Here is an 18,764-nt window from a genome sequence, read left to right on the forward strand (position 1 = left end):
CTTACCGGGGGTCGGTACTCAGATGCGGCGCGCGGAGTTGAACGGCATCGAGTCCATGTCGGACACCTTCACCGGCTCTCCGCTGGTGGAGGCGTGCACGATCTTCCCACCGCCGGCGTAGATACCGACGTGGCTGACCGGCTTGTAGAAGAAGACCAGGTCGCCCGGCTTCAGGCTCGACTTCGACACCTTGGTGCCGACGCCCGCCTGCGCCTTGCTGTTACGCGGGACATCCTTGCCCGCCTTCTCGTAGGCGTAGCTGACCAGGCCGGAGCAGTCGAAGGCGCTCGGGCCGGTGGCGCCCCAGCTGTAGGGCTTGCCGATCTGCGCCATCGCGGTGGACAGCGCGCTGCTGCGCACGGCCGTGGCCTGGGCGGCCGGGGCTGCGGCCTGCGCCGCGGCGGCGACGTTCTGGGCGGCCGGGCCGGTTGCGGCGGGGAGAACGTTGGCGGCCGGCGCGACGTCACGGGTCACCGTGGCGGCAGAGGCCGGGGCGGCGTCCGGGGCGGGCGCCGCGATGGCGGCGGGGAGCACGGACAGGGCGGCGGCCGCGGCCGCGGTGGTGGCCACGATCGCGACGCGGAGCGCCTGAGCGGTGGGACGCTGGGGCACGGGAGTTCCTCGGGGAGTTGCACCACCGGGGTCGGGGAGCGGATGCGCGGGCCTCGGACTGGGGAGCTCGCACGTCGTGGGGACGACGAGCCGACGGCTGTGGCACCCGCCCGCGTCGTCGCCCGGCGGTGACCCTGCACCCCCCACCCCGGTTGGGCGGAGGTAGCACAAGGCCGTCCGGCACATTACGAACAGATATCGGTCAGATAAATGACCCAGCGCACATTTATACCATGACAGCGCTCACGAACAATTCCGAGAAGATTCCGGATCGGGAACGTCCCGCCCCGGAAAGGCGACGGCCCGGCTGGTGACCTGCGAGGTCACCGGCCGGGCCGGTCGATGGAGCGGAACGGATCAGTCGTTGATCTCGCCGCGGATGAACGCCTCCACCTTGTCCCGCGCCTCGGAGTCGCGGTACTGCTCCGGCGGGGACTTCATGAAGTAGCTCGACGCCGACAGGATCGGGCCGCCGACGCCGCGGTCCTTGGCGATCTTGGCAGCGCGGACGGCGTCGATGATGATCCCGGCCGAGTTCGGCGAGTCCCAGACCTCGAGCTTGTACTCCAGGCTCAGCGGCACGTCGCCGAACGCCCGGCCCTCCAGCCGCACGTAGGCCCACTTGCGGTCGTCCAGCCAGGACACGAAGTCGGACGGACCGATGTGCACGTTGCCCTTGCCCATGTCCCGGTCCACCTGGGAGGTCACGGACTGGGTCTTGGAGACCCGCTTGGACTCGAGCCGCTCCAGCTCCTTCATGTTCAGGAAGTCCATGTTCCCGCCCACGTTGAGCTGCATCGTCCGGTCCAGCTGCACGCCGCGGTCCTCGAACAGCTTGGCCAGCACCCGGTGGGTGATGGTCGCGCCGACCTGGGACTTGATGTCGTCACCGACGATCGGGACCCCGGCCGCGCGGAACTTCTCCGCCCACTCCGGGTCGGAGGCGATGAACACCGGCAGCGCGTTCACGAACGCGACCCCGGCGTCGATCGCGGCCTGGGCGTAGAACCGGTCCGCATCCTCGCTGCCGACCGGCAGGTAGGAGACCAGGACGTCGGCGCCGGTGTCGCGCAGGACCTGCACGACGTCGACCGGCTCGTCGTCGGACTCGGTGATCGTCTCGCGGTAGAACCGCCCGAGCCCGTCAAGGGTCGGTCCACGCTGCACGGTCACCCCGAGCGGCGGAACGTCGGCGATCTTGATCGTGTTGTTCTCGCTGGCCGCGATGGCGTCGGCGAGGTCGTGACCGACCTTCTTGGCGTCGACGTCGAACGCGGCCACGAACGTCACGTCCCGGACGTGGTAGCCGCCGAAGTCCACGTGCATCAGGCCGGGGACCTTGGCCGACGGGTCGGCGTCCGCGTAGTAGTGGACACCCTGCACCAGCGACGCCGCGCAGTTGCCCACGCCGACGACCGCGACCCGAACCTGGCTCATGTCAGGCTCCTCCTGTTGTCTCGTCCTGTCGTGCCCGATGACCCGGGCCTTCGTCCGTTCCGGCGTCGTCGCCGGTGATGGTCTGGTCCTGACCGCCGGACCGTTCGGCGTTCTCGGCGGCGATCAGCTCGTTCAGCCAGCGCACCTCGCGCTCGGAGCTCTCCAACCCGAGGCGGTGCAGCTCGCGGGTGTAGCGGTCGATCTGTTCCCCGGTCCGGTTCAGCACACTGCGCAGCCCGTCCCGGCGTTCCTCCACGGTCCGCCTGCGGCCTTCGAGGATGCGGATCCGGGTCTCCGCGGGCGTCCGGGAGAAGAACGCCAGATGGACGCCGAAACTTCCGTCCTCCCACGCCTGTGGCCCCGCCTCGTCGAGAATCTCGGCGAACCGCTCCTTGCCCTCGGCGGTGATCCGGTAGACCCGGCGCCCGCGCCGGGACCAGGCCGCCCCCGCGAGGTCGTGGTCGCCGGTCTCCGCGATGAGCCCGGCCCGGACCAGCCTGCGCAGCGCCGGGTACAGCGACCCGTAGGAGAATGCCCGGAAGCCACCCAGCCGGCGCCCGAGCTGCTTGCGCAGCTCGTACCCGTGCAGCGGGGCCTCCTGGAGTAGGCCGAGAACGGCGAACTCCAGCACGGTGCACCCTCCTCGTCACCAGAACCCGGACCCCGGGCCGATCGGGTCGGATCATATCGGTTCGATACATCGGAGCGCGCACCGAATGATCGTCATCACAGAGCGCGATGCCCCGGGTCGGCGCCGCCACCTGGGCCGGAACCGCGTGTCCTGGTGGGATGCGGCTGGGTCCGACCCACGGTCGGGCGTACCCTGGCACGGTGCTCAGCCCGCGACAGGTGGTGGACTACGCCCTGCAGCGGCGCGCGCTGCTGGCCGACGTCCGCGCCGGTCGGGTCGGTCCGGAGGAGGTGTGCGACGCCGGTGCCTATCTGCATCGCGCCGCCCGGTTCCACGGCAGGACGGTCGAACAGACCTGCCCGATGTGCCGCAAGGAACCGCTCGCCCAGGTCTCCTGGGTGTTCGGTGAGAGCCTGCGGCACGTGTCCGGCTCGGCCCGGTCCGCCGAGGACCTGGAACAGCTGGCCGACCATCACGCCGAGTTCACGGTGCACGTGGTCGAGGTGTGCCGCAGCTGTGGCTGGAACCATCTGGTCCGGTCGTTCGTCCTCGGCACCGGTCGTCGCCCGGGCCGCGGACGCAGGACCGCGGACGGATGACCCCGACCCGCAAACCCGGGTCGGCCCGGGCCGTGTCCACGGCCCGAGAGCGAGAACGGACCCCCGCCGCCGTCCCGGGCACCCCAGGCCCGGCCGCCGGTGGACCAGCGAGACCGCACCCCACGGAGCCGCCCGGTGAACGACGAGCGTGACCCCCGGCGCACCCCGCCGCCCGGCCCCCCGCCCCCCGGCCGCCCGCTCCCCCCGCCGGCTCCCCGTCCCGGCGCGGGGCCGCGGCGCCCCGGCCCGCCACCGCCGCCACCTCCCGGACCGCCGAACGGACGTCCGGCGCCGGGTGGCCGGCCGGGACCGTCCGGGCCGCCCCCGCCGCCCCCGCCACCACCGCGGCCGGTCCCGCAGTCCCCGCCGCCGCTGCTGACCCACGACGACTCCGGGGTCGGCCACTTCGGGCCGGTCTCCCGGCCCGGCCCCGCCCGGCAGCAGTCCCCGCAGACCTCGCAGTACCCCGGCCCGCCGCGCACGGAGATCGCGGCCGCGGCGCCGGAGCGCGCCGGGCGCGCGGGTCCGGACGGCGGTGCGGGCGAGGGGCCGCCCCCCTCGGCGCGCCGCCGCCGGATCCGGAAGTGGGTGTTCGCCGCCGCCGGCGTGGCGATCATCGGCCCGCTGGTCGCGTTCGCGATCGGCTGGCTGGTGTTCCCGGTGCCCAGCGCCGACGACATCGCGGTCACCCAGGTCGCGACGTTCAACTATGCCGACGGCTCCCCGCTCGCGACCGTCCGGCCGGACAACGTCAACCGGATCAGCGTCCCGCTGGACCAGGTGCCGGTGCCCGTCCGGCAGGCGGTGCTCGCCGCGGAGGACCGCACCTTCTTCTCCAATCCCGGCTTCGACATCACCGGCATCGCCCGCGCGGTGCTCAACCAGCTCACCGGCGGCAGCGGCGGTGGCTCGACGATCACCCAGCAGTACATCAAGGTGACCACCGGTAACGACCAGAACTCGCTGTTCCGGAAGTTCCGCGAGGTCGTGCTCGCAGCGAAGATCTCCAAGGAGATGACCAAGGAACAGATCCTGGAGAACTACCTGAACGCGATCTACCTGGGCCGCGGTGCCTACGGTGTGCAGGCGGCCAGCGAGGCGTACTTCGGCAAGAACGTGTCGGACCTGCAGCCGTCCGAGGGCGCGATGCTCGCCGGCCTGATCCAGTCGCCGTCGCGCTGGGACCCGGCCAAGAACCTGGAGATGTCGCAGCAGCGCTGGAACTTCGTGCTCGACGGCATGGTGGCGCAGAACTGGATGACCCAGGCCGACCGCGCGCGGCAGCAGTTCCCGCAGTGGCAGGACGCCTCGGCCAACCAGGGCGGCGGTATCCCCGGGGACGACCGGGGCCACATCTACAACGCGGCCCGGGCCGAGCTGGAGCAGCTCGGGATCTCCGAGACGGAGATCAACACGCAGGGCCTGACCATCTCGACGACGATCGACCCGAAGGCCCAGGAACAGGCGGCCGAGGCGATCCGGAAGTCCATGGAGGACCAGCCGGAGAAGCTGCGCTCGTCGCTGGTGTCGGTGGACCCGAAGAGCGGTGCGGTTCTCGCCTACTACGGCGGCGAGAACGGTGTCGGCCTCGACTACGCGGCCGTGCTCAAGCAGCCCGGGTCGTCGTTCAAGCCGTTCGTGCTCGCCGCCGCGCTCCAGGCACCCGAACCGATCGGACTCGGCGCGACCTACGACGGGTCCAGCCCGCAGACCCTGGCCGGTACGAAGGTCACCAACTCCGAGGGCGTCAGCTGCGGCCGGTGCTCGGTCAAGGAGGCGATGACCAAGTCGATCAACACGGTCTTCTACCGGATGGGTCTCGACGTCGGCCCGGCGAAGGTCGCCGAGGCCGCGCACCAGGCGGGCATCCCGGCCGACCTCCTGCCGAACCCGACCGGCGGCATCTCGCTGGGCGACCGCGAGGTGCACCCGGAGGACATGGCGTCCGCCTACGCGACGTTCGCCGCGGACGGCATGAAGCGTGACCCGTTCCTGGTCTCCAGGGTCACCGCCAGCGACGGCCGGGTCATCTACGACCGCGGCAGCACCGACAGCGGTCAGCAGGTCATGGATCCGGAGGTCGCGCGCAACGTGACCGAGTCGATGACCGACGTGGCGAGCTCGTCGCGGATCGGGCTGAGTGGCGGCCGCCCGGTCGCGGCCAAGACCGGCACCGTGCAGAGCGCCATGGAGGGCCAGAACAACGACGCCTGGACCGTCGGATACACGCCGTCGGTGTCCACAGCCGTCTGGGTCGGGACCGACGACAACAGCCCGATCCGGAACTCGGCCGGCCGGCCGATCTACGGCCGGATGCTGCCGGGGTCGATCTGGCAGTCGTTCATGAACGACGTCCTGCGCGGTACCCCCGTCGAGCAGTTCTCCGGTTTCGAGCCGATCGGCCAGGCACCGGCCCGCGAGGCGTCCACCGGTGGCGACCAGGAGTCCGGGGAGCCGTCGGGCGAGCAGAGCACCGAGCCGAGCCGCGAGCGCGAGGACGACGGTGGCTCGGACGACCGCGACTCCGAGCGGGACCGCGAGCGCGATCGTGACCGCGAGCGTGACCGGGACCGGGGCGACTCCGGCGGTGACGGCGGCTCCTCCGACGAGGGCGACGGCTCGTCCCCCGACAGCGGTGACGAGGGCTCCGGCGGCGAGGAGGACCGTGGCGCCGACCCCGGGCGCGACCGGGCCGACGGCGCTGATCCGGACGGAGCGGGCAACTGACCCGAGCCGGCCGTCCCGGCACCGTCTCCCGCGCGGGGTCGCGTCCCGGCGACGGCCCGACCGGCCGGGTCGTCCCGAGCTGGACCGAGCCGCTCGCACGCTCGGCCGGCCGGGTGATCGGCGGCCCGCTCGGCAGGCACGCGCTCGTCGGCCGGGCCCGGTACTGGACCCCGCTGCGGGTGGTCCTGCTGCTCGCCGTCGTCGTGCTGACGCTGAGCTGGCTCGGCAAGGCCGCCTGCCTGCAGGAGTACCGCACCGCCGACGGCGTGCCCGCACTCGACTGGCGTGACAGCCGCCAGTACGTGGCGATGTGCTACTCCGACACCGTTCCGCTCTACGGGCTGGAGGGCCTCGCCGACGACGGTGTCCCCTACCGCGACGCCTGGTTCGAGACCGGATCCGACGGCACCCGGGTCGAGCGCTACATGGAGTATCCGGTGCTCACCGGGTTCTTCCAGTACCTTAACGCCCAGCTCACCGACGGCTGGCAGTGGCTGGCGGGTCAGCTGCCGCTGCCGACCGCGCTGGACGTCGTCGTCTACTTCGATGTGACGGTGTTCTGGCTGGCGGCCGCCTGGCTGGTGGTCGTCTGGGCGGTGCTGATGCTCCGCCCGGAACGCCCGTGGGACGCCGCACTGGTCGCGCTGTCCCCGCTGGCGCTGGTGCACGTGTTCACCAACTTCGACGCGCTCGCCGTCGCGTTCGCGACGGGTGCCCTGCTCGCCCTGCGGCGGGACCGGCCGGGGTGGGCGGGCGTACTGATCGGGCTCGGTGCCGCGGCGAAGCTCTATCCGGCGCTGTTGCTGCTGCCCATCCTGCTGGTCGGGTGGCGACGACGGTCCACCGGCGGCGTGGGCCGCGCGGCCTGGGCGACCGGGGCGGCGATCGCGGCCTGGGTGGCGGTGAACCTGCCTGTCGCGCTGGCCTGGCCGCGCGGCTGGTCCGAGTTCTTCCGGCTCAACCAGGAGCGGCCGGCCGATCCGGACTCGATCTGGTTCTCGCTGAGCTGGTTCACCGGCTGGGCGGGGTTCGACGGGCAGCTCGCCGACGGCGCCCCGCCGACGGTCCTCAACACCGTCACGTTCGTGCTGATGGCGCTGGCGTTCGCCGCGATCGCGCTGCTCGCGCTACGGGCCCCGCGGCCGCCGGCGGTCGCTGAGCTGGGCTTCCTGATGGTCGCGGCGTTCCTGCTGATCAACAAGGTGTGGAGCCCGCAGTACTCGTTGTGGCTGGTCCCGCTCGCGGTGCTCGCGCTGCCGCGCTGGCGGTTGCTGCTGGCCTGGATGGCGGTCGACGCGCTGGTCTGGGTGCCGCGGATGTACCAGTACCTCGGCGTGGAGAACAAGGGCCTGCCGATGGAGCCGTTCCTGGTGACCGTGCTGATCCGGGACGCCGTGGTCGTCGGGTTGTGCGTGCTCGTGGTGCGGCAGATGTGGCGGTCGGAGCCCGATCCCGCGTGTGATCCGGATCCGGTGTGGCCGCGCGGGCCCCGCTCACCGGCTCCGGTGTGACGAGAGCGGCGGCCCCACCGGCACCGGAGTGCGCGAGGATCGGGCCATGGGCGACGGTGTGGTGGTCTCGGCCGCGGTGGAGCAGCGACTGTGTGAGCGGGTGCGGGCGGCACTGAGCGTGCTCCCGGACGACCAGAGGCACACCGCGTCCGACGCCGACCGGATCGGGAAGCGGCCCGCGGCCGTCACCATGACGCTGCTGCCGGTCCCCGGGGCGACCGGCGACGGGGCGCTGGCCGACGAGGTCGCCTTCGTCCTGACCCGGCGGGCCCGGTCGCTGCGTGCGCACTCCGGGCAGTGGGCGTTGCCCGGAGGCCGGATCGACGCCGGCGAGTCGGCCGAGCAGGCAGGCCGGCGCGAGGTGTCCGAGGAGATCGGGCTCGAGCTCGGGCCCGACCGGGTGCTCGGCCTGCTCGACGACTACCCCACCCGCTCCGGTTACGTGATCACGCCCGTCGTGCTGTGGGCGGGCGGCACCGGGGAACCGGTGCCGAACCCGGCCGAGGTCGCCGAGCTGCACCGGCCCGCGCTCGCCGAGATCGACCGTGAGCCGCGGTTCCTGAGCATCCCCGAGTCCGACGCGCCGGTGATCCAGGTGCCGCTGTTCGACCGCTACGTGCACGCCCCGACCGGCGCGGTGCTGCACCAGTTCCGCGAGGTCGTGCTGCACGGCCGCGCGACCCGGGTGGCGCACCTCGAGCAGCCGGTGTTCGCCTGGAGGTAGGGCTACGCGGGGGCGTGTTCGCGCAGGTAGGCGATGTCGCGGGCCTGACCCTCGGCCGGCGTCTCCACGACCACCGGCGCGCCCGCCTCGGCGACGATGCCGGCCAGCTCGTCCGGCGGGATCGTCCCGGAGTCGATGTTGGCGTGCCGGTCCCGTGCGGAGTCGAACGGGTCGCGCGAGTTGTTCAGGTGGATCAGGTCGATCCGGCCGGTGATCGCCTTCGCCCGCTCGACGATCCCGGCGAGCTCCTCCCCGCCGGCGAACGCGTGGCAGGTGTCCAGGCAGAACCCGACACCGAACTCGCCGACCGCATCCCACAGCCGGCCCAGCGCGTCGAACCGGCGGGTCATCGCGTTGTCACCGCCCGCGGTGTTCTCGATCAGGATCGGCACGTCGAAACCGTGCTCGCCGGCGTGGCGCTCGACGAACTTGCGCCAGTTGTCCACCCCGGTGGCCGGGTCCTCGCCCGCCGTGACGTGGCCGCCGTGTACGACCAGCCCGAACGCGCCGACCTCGGCCGCGCCGGCCAGGTGCTGCGCCACGATCTTGCGCGACGGGATCCGGATCCGGTTGTTCGTCGACGCGACGTTCGCGGTGTACGGGGCGTGCACCACGACCGCGACGTCCGAGCCGGCCAGCTCCGCCGCCCGCGGATGCGGTGGCGGCTTCTTCCAGCCCTGCGGGTCGGACAGGAAGAGCTGGATCACCTCGGCGCCCACCTCCCCGGCCGCGGCCAGCGGGTCCTCGGCGTCCCGGACGTGTGCCCCGATCTGCATGCGAGCACGGTAGCGAGGACCCCCGACAGCGAACCCCCGCCGGTCGGGTCCGCACCGCCGCCGGGCCGTACCCGCAGGTCGGGGCCTCGATCGTGGTTGGTAGCCTGACCCGGTTCCCCGCAGTCCCGCACGCGGCCACGGTCGCGCCGGAGACTTGTCGGGGGGCACTGAGAACCTCCTGTCACGGCCACCGGGCCGTGACCGATTTCGAGTCCATAGGAGGTGAGTGTTCTCATGCGTCACTACGAGGTCATGGTCATCCTCGACGGCAGCCTGGACGAGCGCACCGTGCAGCCGTCCCTGGAGCAGTTCCTCACCGTCGTGAAGAGCGACGGCGGATCGGTCGAGAAGATCGAGATCTGGGGCAAGCGCCGGCTGGCCTACGAGATCAAGAAGCAGGCAGAGGCCATCTACGCGGTCGTCGAGATCGACGCGGAGCCGGCCACCGTCAGCGAGCTGGACCGCCAGCTGGGTCTGAACGAGTCCGTCCTGCGCACCAAGGTGATGCGCAAGGACGTCACCCGCACGCCGGCGCCCGCCGCCGGCTGAGAGGGGTTCTGATGGCCGGCGAGACCGTGATCACCGTCGTGGGCAACCTGACGGCCGATCCCGAGCTGCGGTTCACGCCCTCCGGCGCCGCGGTCGCCAACTTCACCGTCGCGTCGACGCCGCGCACCTTCGACCGCCAGTCCGGCGAGTGGAAGGACGGCGAGGCGCTGTTCCTGCGTTGCAACATCTGGCGCCAGGCGGCGGAGAACGTCGCCGAGTCGCTGACCCGCGGTGCGCGGGTCGTGGTGCAGGGACGTCTCCGTCAGCGGTCCTTCGAGACCCGTGAGGGCGAGAAGCGCACCGTCGTGGAGATGGAGGTCGACGAGGTCGGCCCCTCGCTCCGCTACGCCACAGCCAAGGTCAACAAGGTCAGTCGGGGCGGTGGCTCCGGCGGCTTCGGCGGCGGTGGTGGCGGCAACTACGACGGCGGCGGTGGCTTCGGTGGCGGCCCGCAGGGTGGTGGCTCCGGCGGAGGTAACTCCGGTGGTGGCAACTCCGGCGGCGGCAACTCCGGTGGCGGCGGCTATGACGACCCCTGGGGTTCGGCCCCGCCCGCAGGCAGCGGAGCGGCGTCCGACGACGAGCCCCCCTTCTGATCCATCCCCGCCGCCCGTGACGGGCGGTGATCGACCCCAGGAGCACCACCATGGCCAAGGCCATCGTGCGCAAGCCTAAGAAGAAGGTCTGCGCATTCTGCAAGGACAAGGCACAGCCGATCGACTACAAGGACACCGGCCTGCTGCGGAAGTTCATCTCCGACCGCGGCAAGATCCGTGCCCGTCGGGTGACCGGCAACTGCCGCCAGCACCAGCGGGATGTCGCCGTCGCGGTGAAGAACTCCCGTGAGGTCGCCCTGCTGCCCTACACCTCGACCGCTCGCTGACGGGGAGGAGACCGCACATGAAGCTCATCCTCAACGCCGACGTCCCGAACCTGGGCGCGCCGGGCGACATCGTCGAGGTCAAGGACGGCTACGGCCGTAACTACCTGCTGCCGCGAAAGCTCGCGGTCGTCGCCACCCGTGGCGCCGAGAAGCAGGTCGAGCAGATCCGCCGGGCGCAGAAGACCCGCGAGATCCGCGACCTGGGCCACGCCCAGCAGGTCGACTCGCAGCTGAAGAACCTGAACGTGACCGTCCAGGCCAAGGCCGGCGACAGCGGCCGCCTGTTCGGTTCGGTCACGCCGGCTGCGGTCACCGACGCCGTCAAGACGGCAGGCGGCCCGGCGCTCGACAAGCGCACCGTGGACGTCCCCGGCCACATCAAGACACTCGGCAAGCACCAGGTGCAGGTCCGCCTGCACCCGGAGGTCACCACCGAGCTGTCGATCGCGGTCGTCGCGGGCTGAACACGATTTCGGTGGTCGATCGACCACTGAGCGTAGTCAGGGCGGTGCCCGGAGCCTCGTGCTCCGGGCACCGCCCTTTCGTCTGTCCGCTCCCGGCCGCGGAATCGGGAGCCGGTCGCCCGGCGGAGTCGCGAACCGGCACCTCGAGCGGGTCCGGCCGGCCGGTCAGCGGTCCCCCCGGCGCGTGGCCGGCAGGCCGGCGGGGTGACGGCCGGCTCGTCGGGCGGGGCTGTGGACGCGCCGGACGGCGAACGGTGGGCACCGCGGCCCGACACGCCGGTGCAGGCGTGCGACGACACGCCAGGGGAAAGTTGTCCACAGCTTGTCACAGGGTGCTGACCTGCGCATTCGGCCTTTCCTGTGTGGTTGTCCCCAGGGTGTCCACAGCACGGTCCCGGGATGGGCGGTGTTCGTGCACAGGTCATCCCCATGTCGATCACCAGAGCGGTTTGGGTGTCGGCGCCCGGCGGCCTAGCCTCGGTCGCACCGGCCCGATGAGGAGCACCCGCACGCACCCGCGCGACACGCGGACCGGCGGGCGCGCCGCCGGAACGGGAGATCACGGAAGATTCGCGCGGGCGAGTGACCATCGCTCGCGCATCGAACGTGTGTTCGGTATGCTGGTCCACCGGGGGTGACGCTGCGTATGGCTCTGACGGACGACCGTCCCGCCGGACGGCCTCGAGCCGTTCGCGACGGCGAGCAGGCCGAGAGCTCCGGCGGGGGCGGGAACGGTGTGTTCGACCGTCAGCCGCCGCAGGACCTCACGGCGGAGCAGTCGGTGCTCGGCGGCATGCTGCTGAGCAAGGACGCGATCGCCGACGTGGTCGAGGTGCTACGGCCGGAGGACTTCTACCGGCCCGCCCACCAGACCGTGTACGAGACGGTCCTGGACCTCTACGGCCGCGGTGAGCCGGCCGACGCGGTGACCGTGTCGGCGGAGCTGCAGCGGCGTGGCGAGCTGGTGCGCCTCGGTGGCGCGCCGTATCTGCACACCCTGATCGCGACGGTGCCGACCGCGGCGAACGCCGCCTACTATGCCGAGATCGTCGGCGAGAAGGCGATCCTGCGGCGCCTGGTGGAGGCCGGGACCCGGATCGTGCAGCTCGGTTACCACGGGTCCGAGGGCGGCGAGGTCGACGAGGTGGTGGACCGGGCCCAGGCCGCGATCTACGAGGTCACCGAGCGGACCACGACCGAGGACTACACCGTGCTGGAGGAGCTCCTCCAGCCGACGATGGACGAGATCGACGCGATCGCCTCCCGCGGCGGGATGTCCTCGGGCGTGCCGACCGGGTTCGCCGACCTCGACGCGGTCACCAACGGTCTGCACCCCGGGCAGATGGTCGTCGTCGCGGCCAGGCCCGGGTTGGGCAAGGCGCTGGCCCTCGACACCCCGCTCCCCACCCCGCAGGGCTGGACCACGATGGGCGAGGTCCTCGTCGGCGACATGCTGCTCGGCGCGGACGGGTGCCCGACCCGCATTGCTGCAGTCACCGAGATCATGCACGGACGACCGTGTTACGAGGTCGAGTTCTCCGACGGCTCGGTCCTGACCGCCGACGCACAACACCAATGGCTCACCGAGACCCGGGCGAGCCGGCGGGCGCGGCAGGAGGCCCGAGCGCGCGGTGTCGCGTCAGAAGTCGGTCCGGGGGTCCGGACGACCGAGCAGATCGCGGCCACGGTCCGCTGCGAGACGGCCGATCGGCGCGCGAACCACTCGGTCGCGCTGACCGAGCCGTTGCAGCTGCCCGAGCGTGAACTGCTGATCGCCCCGTACACCCTCGGCGTGTGGTTGGGTGACGGAACCAGCGCATCGGCCTCGTTCACCTCCGACGACCCGGAGATCGCCGAGTATGTCGAGCAGGATGGGTACCGCGTCGTCCGGTTGCCCGACCGTCGTTACGGCGTAAGGCTGCCCGATGTCGATGCCGTCCCGACGCGGCTGTGCGAGGTCTGCGGATCGCCGTTCCTGCCCCGTACCAGTCAGGTCCGAACCTGCGGTAGATCGTGTGGCGGCCGCGTCCGGTTCCTGTCCGCGCCCGTCGGCCCTCCCGCTTGCCCGGACTGCGGTTCACCATCGAGCGGGTTGCGGCGCTGCGCGACGTGCCACGCCGAGCACGGGACGGTTCAGGGACTGCTGCGGTCCGCGGGGGTACTCGGGCAGAAGCACATTCCGGTCGCCTACCAGCGGTCGGGGGCACATCAGCGGAGGGCACTGCTGGCGGGCCTGATGGATACCGACGGCACGGTCACATCGACCGGCAACCTGCAGTTCACGGTGACCAGCGCTCGGCTCGCCGAGGACGTGGCCGAACTCGTCATCGGACTCGGCTACCGCTGCTCGATGACCACGAAGAACGTCGCCGGGCGTCGCCCGTCGAGCTCGGTTGCCTACACGCTGAACTTCACCACCTCTGACGACGTCTTCCGTCTGGAACGAAAGCGCCGGGTGCACAAGGAACGGGCCGCTGAGCACACTCACCGGGAGCATCCCCGTTACATCGTGGACGTGCGTCGAGTCGAAAGCGTTCCCGTTCGCTGTGTCGAGGTCACCGCTGGTGATCACCTCTACCTCGCCGGTCGATCCATGATTCCGACGCACAATTCGACCCTTGGCCTGGACTTCGCCCGGTCGTGTTCGATCCGCAACGGCATGACCAGCGCGTTCTTCTCGCTGGAGATGAGCAAGTCCGAGATCGTGATGCGTCTGCTCTCTGCGGAGGCCCGGATCCGGCTGGCCGACATGCGCGCCGGTCGGATGTCCGACGAGGACTGGACCCGGATGGCGCGGCGGATGTCGGAGATCTCCGAGGCGCCGCTCTACATCGACGACTCGCCGAACCTGACGCTGATGGAGATCAGGGCCAAGGCGCGTCGGCTGAAGCAGCGCAACGGCCTCAAGCTGATCATCCTGGACTACCTGCAGCTGATGACCTCGGGCCGCAAGGTCGAGTCCCGCCAGCAGGAGGTCTCGGAGTTCTCCCGGCAGATCAAGCTCCTGGCCAAGGAGCTCGAGGTCCCGGTGGTCGCGATGAGCCAGCTGAACCGTGGTCCCGAGCAGCGCACCGACAAGCGGCCGATGCTGTCCGACCTGCGTGAGTCGGGTTCGATCGAGCAGGACGCCGACATGGTGGTCCTGCTGCACCGCCCGGACGCGTTCGAGCAGGACGACCCGCGGGCCGGGGAGGCGGACCTGATCCTGGCCAAGCACCGTAACGGCCCGACCACGACGATCACCGTCGCGCACCAGCTGCACTACAGTCGCTTCTCCGACCTCGCGCACGGCTAATGTGGCCAATCACGTAAGAGGATCGACAGATCCTTCCCGGCCACCGGTCGCGAGCTCTACCCCCAATTCCCGGGGTCGTCACGTTGGTCAGCGGGCAAGTCGTGCTGGGGATACGCTGAACCCTCTGCGTCGTCGCAGCGGCGGAAGGTGGTGCGCCTTGCCGTGACCTCGGCGGTGACCGTGCCGGACGATCGCCGCCCTGTGTGCCGATCCTCCTCGAGGCTGCATCGTGAGTTCTGCAGTTGCTAAGATCTGCAAGCATGGGAGGCTGCTCCGAGAGCGCGCCCGGGTGGATGAGGACTTGAGGTCGAGCGGAGGCGTCGTGGCGAAGGGGCGGGCAGTGGGGGCGCCCGAGATGGCGCGGCCCCTTTATCAGGCGAAGGCGGAGTTCTTCAAGACCCTTGGCCACCCGGTCCGGATCCGGGTCCTGGAGTTGCTCAGCATTCGTGAGCACGCGGTGTCGGAGCTGTTGGGCGAGATCGATGTGGAGTCGGCGAACCTGTCCCAGCAGCTGGCTGTGCTGCGCCGCGCCGGGCTGGTCCGGACCCGCAAAGAGGGCTCGGCGGTGCACTACTCGCTGACCAGTCCCGAGGTGTCCCAGCTGATGGCGGTGGCGCGGTCGATCTTGACCGGTGTGCTGGCGGGGCAGATAGAACTCCTCGAGGACCTCCGCACGTCCTGACCGGGACGCGGTCGCTCGCCGGAGAGGCGATGAAGCGGCCACCGTTCGTGGCTCTCTGCGGGTGTGGCAGGCGGCACGAGGGCCGGCCCGTCCGAGCTTGCTGTCATCTGTGCCGCCGGCCGCGGCGGCAGACCGGTGCACTCGCGCCGCTGATGTGATCAGGGGCATATGCGGCCCGCGCTCTGCAGAGTTGCTAAATTCTGCACCTATTGGTTCGGTGTATTCGATCCGGCGCACGTCGTGTCCGGTTGCCGCTCGTCCCGCGCGGCCGAGCGTGCGGTGCCTGGGGGCGGCTGTGCCGGTGGGTCGGAGCGCCGATCCGGCGAGTGAGGACGAAAGGTGGGGTGGAGAGTGCGGGCTCTGTGGCGCAGGATCCGGCGGTTGGGGGTTTCCGCCGAGCCGGCGCCCCCGCGCCCGACCGCACCGGCACCGGCTGCTGCCGGCCCGTTGGGCGGGTCGGTGCAGATCCGGCACGTGGACGCCGGTTCCTGTAACGGGTGTGAGGTGGAGCTCGGCTCGGTGTTCGGGCCGGTGTATGACGCGGAGCGCTACGGCGCCCGTTTGGTCGCCTCGCCCCGGCACGCGGACGCGCTGGTGGTCACCGGGCCGGTGACGCGGAACATGGCTGAGCCACTCACGCGGGCCTATGAGGCGGTGCCGGACCCCACGCTGGTGGTGGCGCTGGGGGATTGTGCCCGCAACTGCGGCGTGTTCGCGGACGCGTACGGGGTGGTCGGGGCGGTGGGCGATGTCGTCCCGGTCGATGTCGAGGTGGCCGGGTGCCCGCCGCGCCCGGAGGCCATCGTCGAGGCGTTGCGCACGCTCACCGGTCGATGAGCACCGTCGCTGCCGGACTGGCTGCCGCGTTGGGGACCGCGGTGGTCACGGCACTGGTCGCGCTGGTGGTCCCACGCCGCGGCCGGGCAGTGGTGTCGGGCGGCGGGACGGCGCTGACCGGTGTGGCCGCGGTCGTGGCCGGTCTCGCGGCGATCCGGGGCGCGGGCGACGGGCTGGCGGGGTCGGTGGGGCGCGGCTGGAGCCTGGAGTTGCCGGGGTTGCTGCCGTTGTCCGGGATGGGGTTGGTCGTCGACCCGCTGGGCGGGGTGTTCATCGGGGTGGTCGGGGCTGTGGCGGTCAGCGCCGGGGTGTATGCGGTCGGCTACACCCGGCGCGGCGTGGATTCGTCGCGGACGGTGTCGATGATGTTGCCGCTGTTCGTGGCGTCGATGCTGTTGGTGCCGGCGGCCGCGGGCATCGGTGCGTTCCTGGTGTGCTGGGAGTTCATGGCGGTGACGTCGCTGCTGTTGGTGCTGGCGGAGCATCGGCGCGGCGAGCAGGTCGCCTCGGCGGGGCGCTGGTATGCGGTGATGACCCACCTGGGGTTCGTGGCGATCCTGCTCGCCCTGGTTGTGCTGGGTTCGCTCACCGGCGACGGGTTCGCCCAGATCCGCGAGCAGGCCGGGCAGGTGCCGACTCCGCTGTCGGGGCTGGTGTTCGTGTTGCTGTTGGTCGGGTTCGGGTCAAAGGCCGGCATCGTTCCGCTGCACGCCTGGCTGCCGCGCGCGCACCCCGAGGCGCCGTCGCATGTCTCGGCGCTGATGTCGGCGGCGATGGTGACGATGGGCGTGTACGGGATCGCCCGGTTCGGTCTGGACCTGCTCCACGGCGGGGCGCGGTGGTGGTGGCTGCTGGTACTGGTCGCGGGCGGGCTGTCGGCGATCTACGGGATCCTGCAGGCCGCGATGAGCTCGGATGTCAAACGGCTGCTCGGGTTCTCGACAACGGAGAACATGGGGCTGGTCCTGGTCGGGGTCGGGGCGGCGGGCCTGTTCGCCGAGGCCGGAGACGGTGTGCTCGCGGGGTTGGCGATGACCGCGGCCCTGCTGCACGTGATCAACCATGCGGCGTTCAAGACGGTGCTGTTCGAGGCGGCCGGCTCGGTCCTGCACGCCACCGGCACCCGCGATCTCGACGCGCTCGGGGGGCTGCGCGCTCGGATGCCGGCGACGACGCTGCTGTTCGGGGTGGGCGCGTTCGCGGGGTCGGCGTTGCCGCTGGGGCCGGCGTTTGTCAGTGAGTGGCTGCTGTTGCAGGCGCTGGTGCACGGATTCACCGTCGGCGGCGTGGCGACCGCGATCGTGATGCCGGTGGCGGTGGCCGCGGTGGCGTTGACCGCAGGGCTGGCGGTGGCGACGTTCGTGAAGGCGTTCGGGGTCGGTTTCCTGGCCCGCCCGCGCTCGGCCGCGGCTGCCGGGGCGCACGAGGGCCCGATCGCGATGTCGGTGGGCATGGGGCTGGCCGCCGTGGGCTGTGTGGGGCTGGGTGTGGCGCCGGTGCTGGTGCTGCCCGCGGTGGGCGCGGTCAGCGCTTCGCTGTTCGGCTCGAGGGTCCCGGTCTCGGCCGAGCCGTTACTGGTGGGCTTGGACGGGTTCACCGGGGCCCTGTCACCGTTGCTGGTGGCCGCGGTGGTGCTCGGCGCGATCCTGGCCACCGCGGGGCTGGTGCGGATGCTGCTGGCGCGGCGGGCCCGGGTGCGGACGCGGCTGTGGGACTGCGGCGCCGGCCCGTTGTCGTCGCGGATGGAATACACCGCGACCTCGTTCGCGGAGCCGCTGCAGCGGGTGTTCGACAACGTGATCCAGCCCGAGCACGACGTCGAGGTCACCCACCACCGCGAGTCGCGGTACCTGGTGGAGGCGGTCAACTACCGGCTCTGGGTGGCCGATCGGGTCGAGCACCGGCTCTACGGACCGATCCTGCGCGGGGCCCGCTGGTGGGCCCGGGCGGGCGCGTGGGTGGCCACGGGAAGTGTGCACCGCTATCTGGGTTATGGCTTCGTGAGCGTGTGCCTGCTGTTCGTGGTGCTGGTGGTGGTGTCGTGGTGAGCGTGGCCGGTGTGCTCGTCGCGCTGTTGCAGGTCGCGCTGGTGCTCGCCGGCGCGCCGCTGTTGGTCGGGATGATGCGCCAGCTGCGGGCCCGCCTGGAGGGCCGGGCCGGCGCGGGCGTGCTGCAGCCGTGGCGGGACCTGCGCAAGCTGTTGCGCCGCCCGCCGATGAGAGCGGTGGGCACCAGCGAGGTCTTCGCGATCGCACCGCTGGTCATGGTGGCCACCGCGGTGGCGGTCGTGGCCGTGGTGCCGTTCGTGTCGACCGCGGCGGTGCCCCGCGCGGGGGCGGACCTGTTCGTGGTGGTGGGGCTGCTGGCCCTGGGCGCGGTCGCGCTGGTGCTGGCCGGTCTGGATGTCGGCACCGCGTTCGGGGGGATGGGTGCCAGCCGGGAGATCACGGTCCTGGCCTTGGTCGAGCCGACACTGCTGGTCGCGATCTTCGCGTTGTCGGTGCCGGTGGGGTCGACGAACCTGGCCGACATCGTGGCTGCGGCGGTGCAGGACCCGACCCGGGTGCTGTCCCCGGCCGGGCTGCTCGCGGCGGTGGCGCTGGGGGTGGCGGTCATCGCCGAGACGGGTCGATTGCCGGTGGACAACCCGGCGACCCACCTCGAGCTGACGATGATCCACGAGGCGCTGACCCTGGAGTACGCCGGACCGGACCTGGCCCTGGTCGAGCTGGCGTCGTGGATGCGCCTGACGGTGTTCCTCGGCCTGTGGGCCACGTTGTTCACCCCATGGGGGGTGGCGACCTCGACCGCACCCTGGGCGGTGCTGGGCGGCGTGGCCGCGATCGCGGTGAAGATCGCTGTGCTCGGTGCGGCACTGGCGGTGGGCGAGGTGTTCCTGGCCAAGCTGCGTCTGTTCCGGGTGCCCGAGCTGCTGGCCGGGTCGTTCCTGCTCGCGTTGTTGGCCGTGACGACCTCGTACCTGCTGGCATGACCGCGACCAGTCCAGGCGGGGCGGCCGTCGACCGCGCGCCGGCCG

Annotated in this window: 17 protein-coding genes; 13 read left to right on the plus strand and 4 right to left on the minus strand. The window is 71.5% G+C overall.

Going from position 1 to position 18,764, the window contains the following annotated elements:
• Positions 1–18: 18 nt before the first annotated feature.
• From JOF36_RS40675 to JOF36_RS02815, 3 genes are all read right to left on the minus strand, one after another.
• A complete protein-coding gene (locus JOF36_RS40675; protein ID WP_210024869.1) occupies positions 19–612 on the minus strand; it encodes a C40 family peptidase in 594 nt (197 codons plus the stop codon).
• 357 nt (positions 613–969) lie between these two features.
• A complete protein-coding gene (locus JOF36_RS02810) occupies positions 970–2,049 on the minus strand; it encodes an inositol-3-phosphate synthase (protein WP_210024870.1) in 1,080 nt (359 codons plus the stop codon).
• 1 nt (position 2,050) lies between these two features.
• Positions 2,051–2,680: a PadR family transcriptional regulator gene (locus JOF36_RS02815; protein WP_210024871.1), complete on the minus strand. Its 630-nt coding sequence runs from the start codon at positions 2,678–2,680 to the stop codon at positions 2,051–2,053.
• Between the two features lie 200 nt (positions 2,681–2,880).
• On the opposite strand from JOF36_RS02815, the gene JOF36_RS02820 reads away from it, so the two are divergent.
• From JOF36_RS02820 to JOF36_RS02835, 4 genes are all read left to right on the plus strand, one after another.
• Positions 2,881–3,279, plus strand: coding sequence for a DUF5318 family protein (locus JOF36_RS02820; RefSeq protein ID WP_210024872.1), 399 nt, complete (start codon positions 2,881–2,883; stop codon positions 3,277–3,279).
• A 135-nt stretch (positions 3,280–3,414) separates the two neighbouring features.
• Complete coding sequence (locus JOF36_RS02825) at positions 3,415–6,006, plus strand: transglycosylase domain-containing protein (RefSeq protein WP_307862185.1); 2,592 nt, start codon at positions 3,415–3,417, stop codon at positions 6,004–6,006.
• Between the two features lie 113 nt (positions 6,007–6,119).
• Positions 6,120–7,517, plus strand: a complete 1,398-nt coding sequence (locus JOF36_RS02830) for a glycosyltransferase family 87 protein (protein ID WP_307862186.1) — start codon at positions 6,120–6,122, stop codon at positions 7,515–7,517.
• 46 nt (positions 7,518–7,563) lie between these two features.
• The gene (locus JOF36_RS02835; RefSeq protein ID WP_210024873.1) at positions 7,564–8,241 is read left to right on the plus strand and encodes an NUDIX hydrolase; all 678 of its coding nucleotides are present in this window, start codon (positions 7,564–7,566) and stop codon (positions 8,239–8,241) included.
• A 2-nt stretch (positions 8,242–8,243) separates the two neighbouring features.
• Here the strand turns inward: JOF36_RS02835 and JOF36_RS02840 are convergent, their stop codons facing one another.
• Positions 8,244–9,017 carry a deoxyribonuclease IV gene (locus JOF36_RS02840; protein ID WP_210024874.1) on the minus strand — a complete coding sequence of 258 codons (774 nt, stop codon included), beginning with the start codon at positions 9,015–9,017 and terminating at the stop codon, positions 8,244–8,246.
• A 234-nt stretch (positions 9,018–9,251) separates the two neighbouring features.
• Between JOF36_RS02840 and rpsF the strand changes: the two genes are divergently transcribed.
• From rpsF to JOF36_RS02885, 9 genes are all read left to right on the plus strand, one after another.
• A complete protein-coding gene (gene rpsF / locus JOF36_RS02845; protein ID WP_210024875.1) occupies positions 9,252–9,566 on the plus strand; it encodes a 30S ribosomal protein S6 in 315 nt (104 codons plus the stop codon).
• A gap of 11 nt (positions 9,567–9,577) precedes the next feature.
• Positions 9,578–10,162, plus strand: a complete 585-nt coding sequence (locus JOF36_RS02850; protein ID WP_210024876.1) for a single-stranded DNA-binding protein — start codon at positions 9,578–9,580, stop codon at positions 10,160–10,162.
• Between the two features lie 50 nt (positions 10,163–10,212).
• On the plus strand, positions 10,213–10,449 hold the full coding sequence (gene rpsR, locus JOF36_RS02855) for a 30S ribosomal protein S18 (protein WP_010226886.1): 237 nt from the start codon (positions 10,213–10,215) through the stop codon (positions 10,447–10,449).
• A 17-nt stretch (positions 10,450–10,466) separates the two neighbouring features.
• On the plus strand, positions 10,467–10,913 hold the full coding sequence (rplI, locus tag JOF36_RS02860) for a 50S ribosomal protein L9 (RefSeq protein ID WP_210024877.1): 447 nt from the start codon (positions 10,467–10,469) through the stop codon (positions 10,911–10,913).
• 646 nt (positions 10,914–11,559) lie between these two features.
• Complete coding sequence (dnaB, locus tag JOF36_RS02865) at positions 11,560–14,208, plus strand: replicative DNA helicase (protein ID WP_245350639.1); 2,649 nt, start codon at positions 11,560–11,562, stop codon at positions 14,206–14,208.
• Between the two features lie 355 nt (positions 14,209–14,563).
• Positions 14,564–14,890, plus strand: a complete 327-nt coding sequence (locus JOF36_RS02870; RefSeq protein WP_210035074.1) for an ArsR/SmtB family transcription factor — start codon at positions 14,564–14,566, stop codon at positions 14,888–14,890.
• A 474-nt stretch (positions 14,891–15,364) separates the two neighbouring features.
• On the plus strand, positions 15,365–15,727 hold the full coding sequence (locus JOF36_RS02875; RefSeq protein ID WP_307862735.1) for an NADH-quinone oxidoreductase subunit B family protein: 363 nt from the start codon (positions 15,365–15,367) through the stop codon (positions 15,725–15,727).
• Positions 15,724–17,775 carry a proton-conducting transporter transmembrane domain-containing protein gene (locus JOF36_RS02880; RefSeq protein WP_210024879.1) on the plus strand — a complete coding sequence of 684 codons (2,052 nt, stop codon included), beginning with the start codon at positions 15,724–15,726 and terminating at the stop codon, positions 17,773–17,775. The genes JOF36_RS02875 and JOF36_RS02880 overlap by 4 nt, the downstream gene beginning before the upstream one ends.
• Positions 17,772–18,719 (plus strand): respiratory chain complex I subunit 1 family protein, encoded by a 948-nt coding sequence (locus tag JOF36_RS02885; RefSeq protein WP_210024880.1) that lies wholly within the window; start codon positions 17,772–17,774, stop codon positions 18,717–18,719. Before JOF36_RS02880 ends, JOF36_RS02885 begins: the two co-directional genes overlap by 4 nt.
• The last annotated feature ends 45 nt before the right edge of the window (positions 18,720–18,764 follow it).

Source organism: Pseudonocardia parietis (assembly GCF_017876315.1).
Lineage (GTDB): Bacteria > Actinomycetota > Actinomycetes > Mycobacteriales > Pseudonocardiaceae > Pseudonocardia > Pseudonocardia parietis.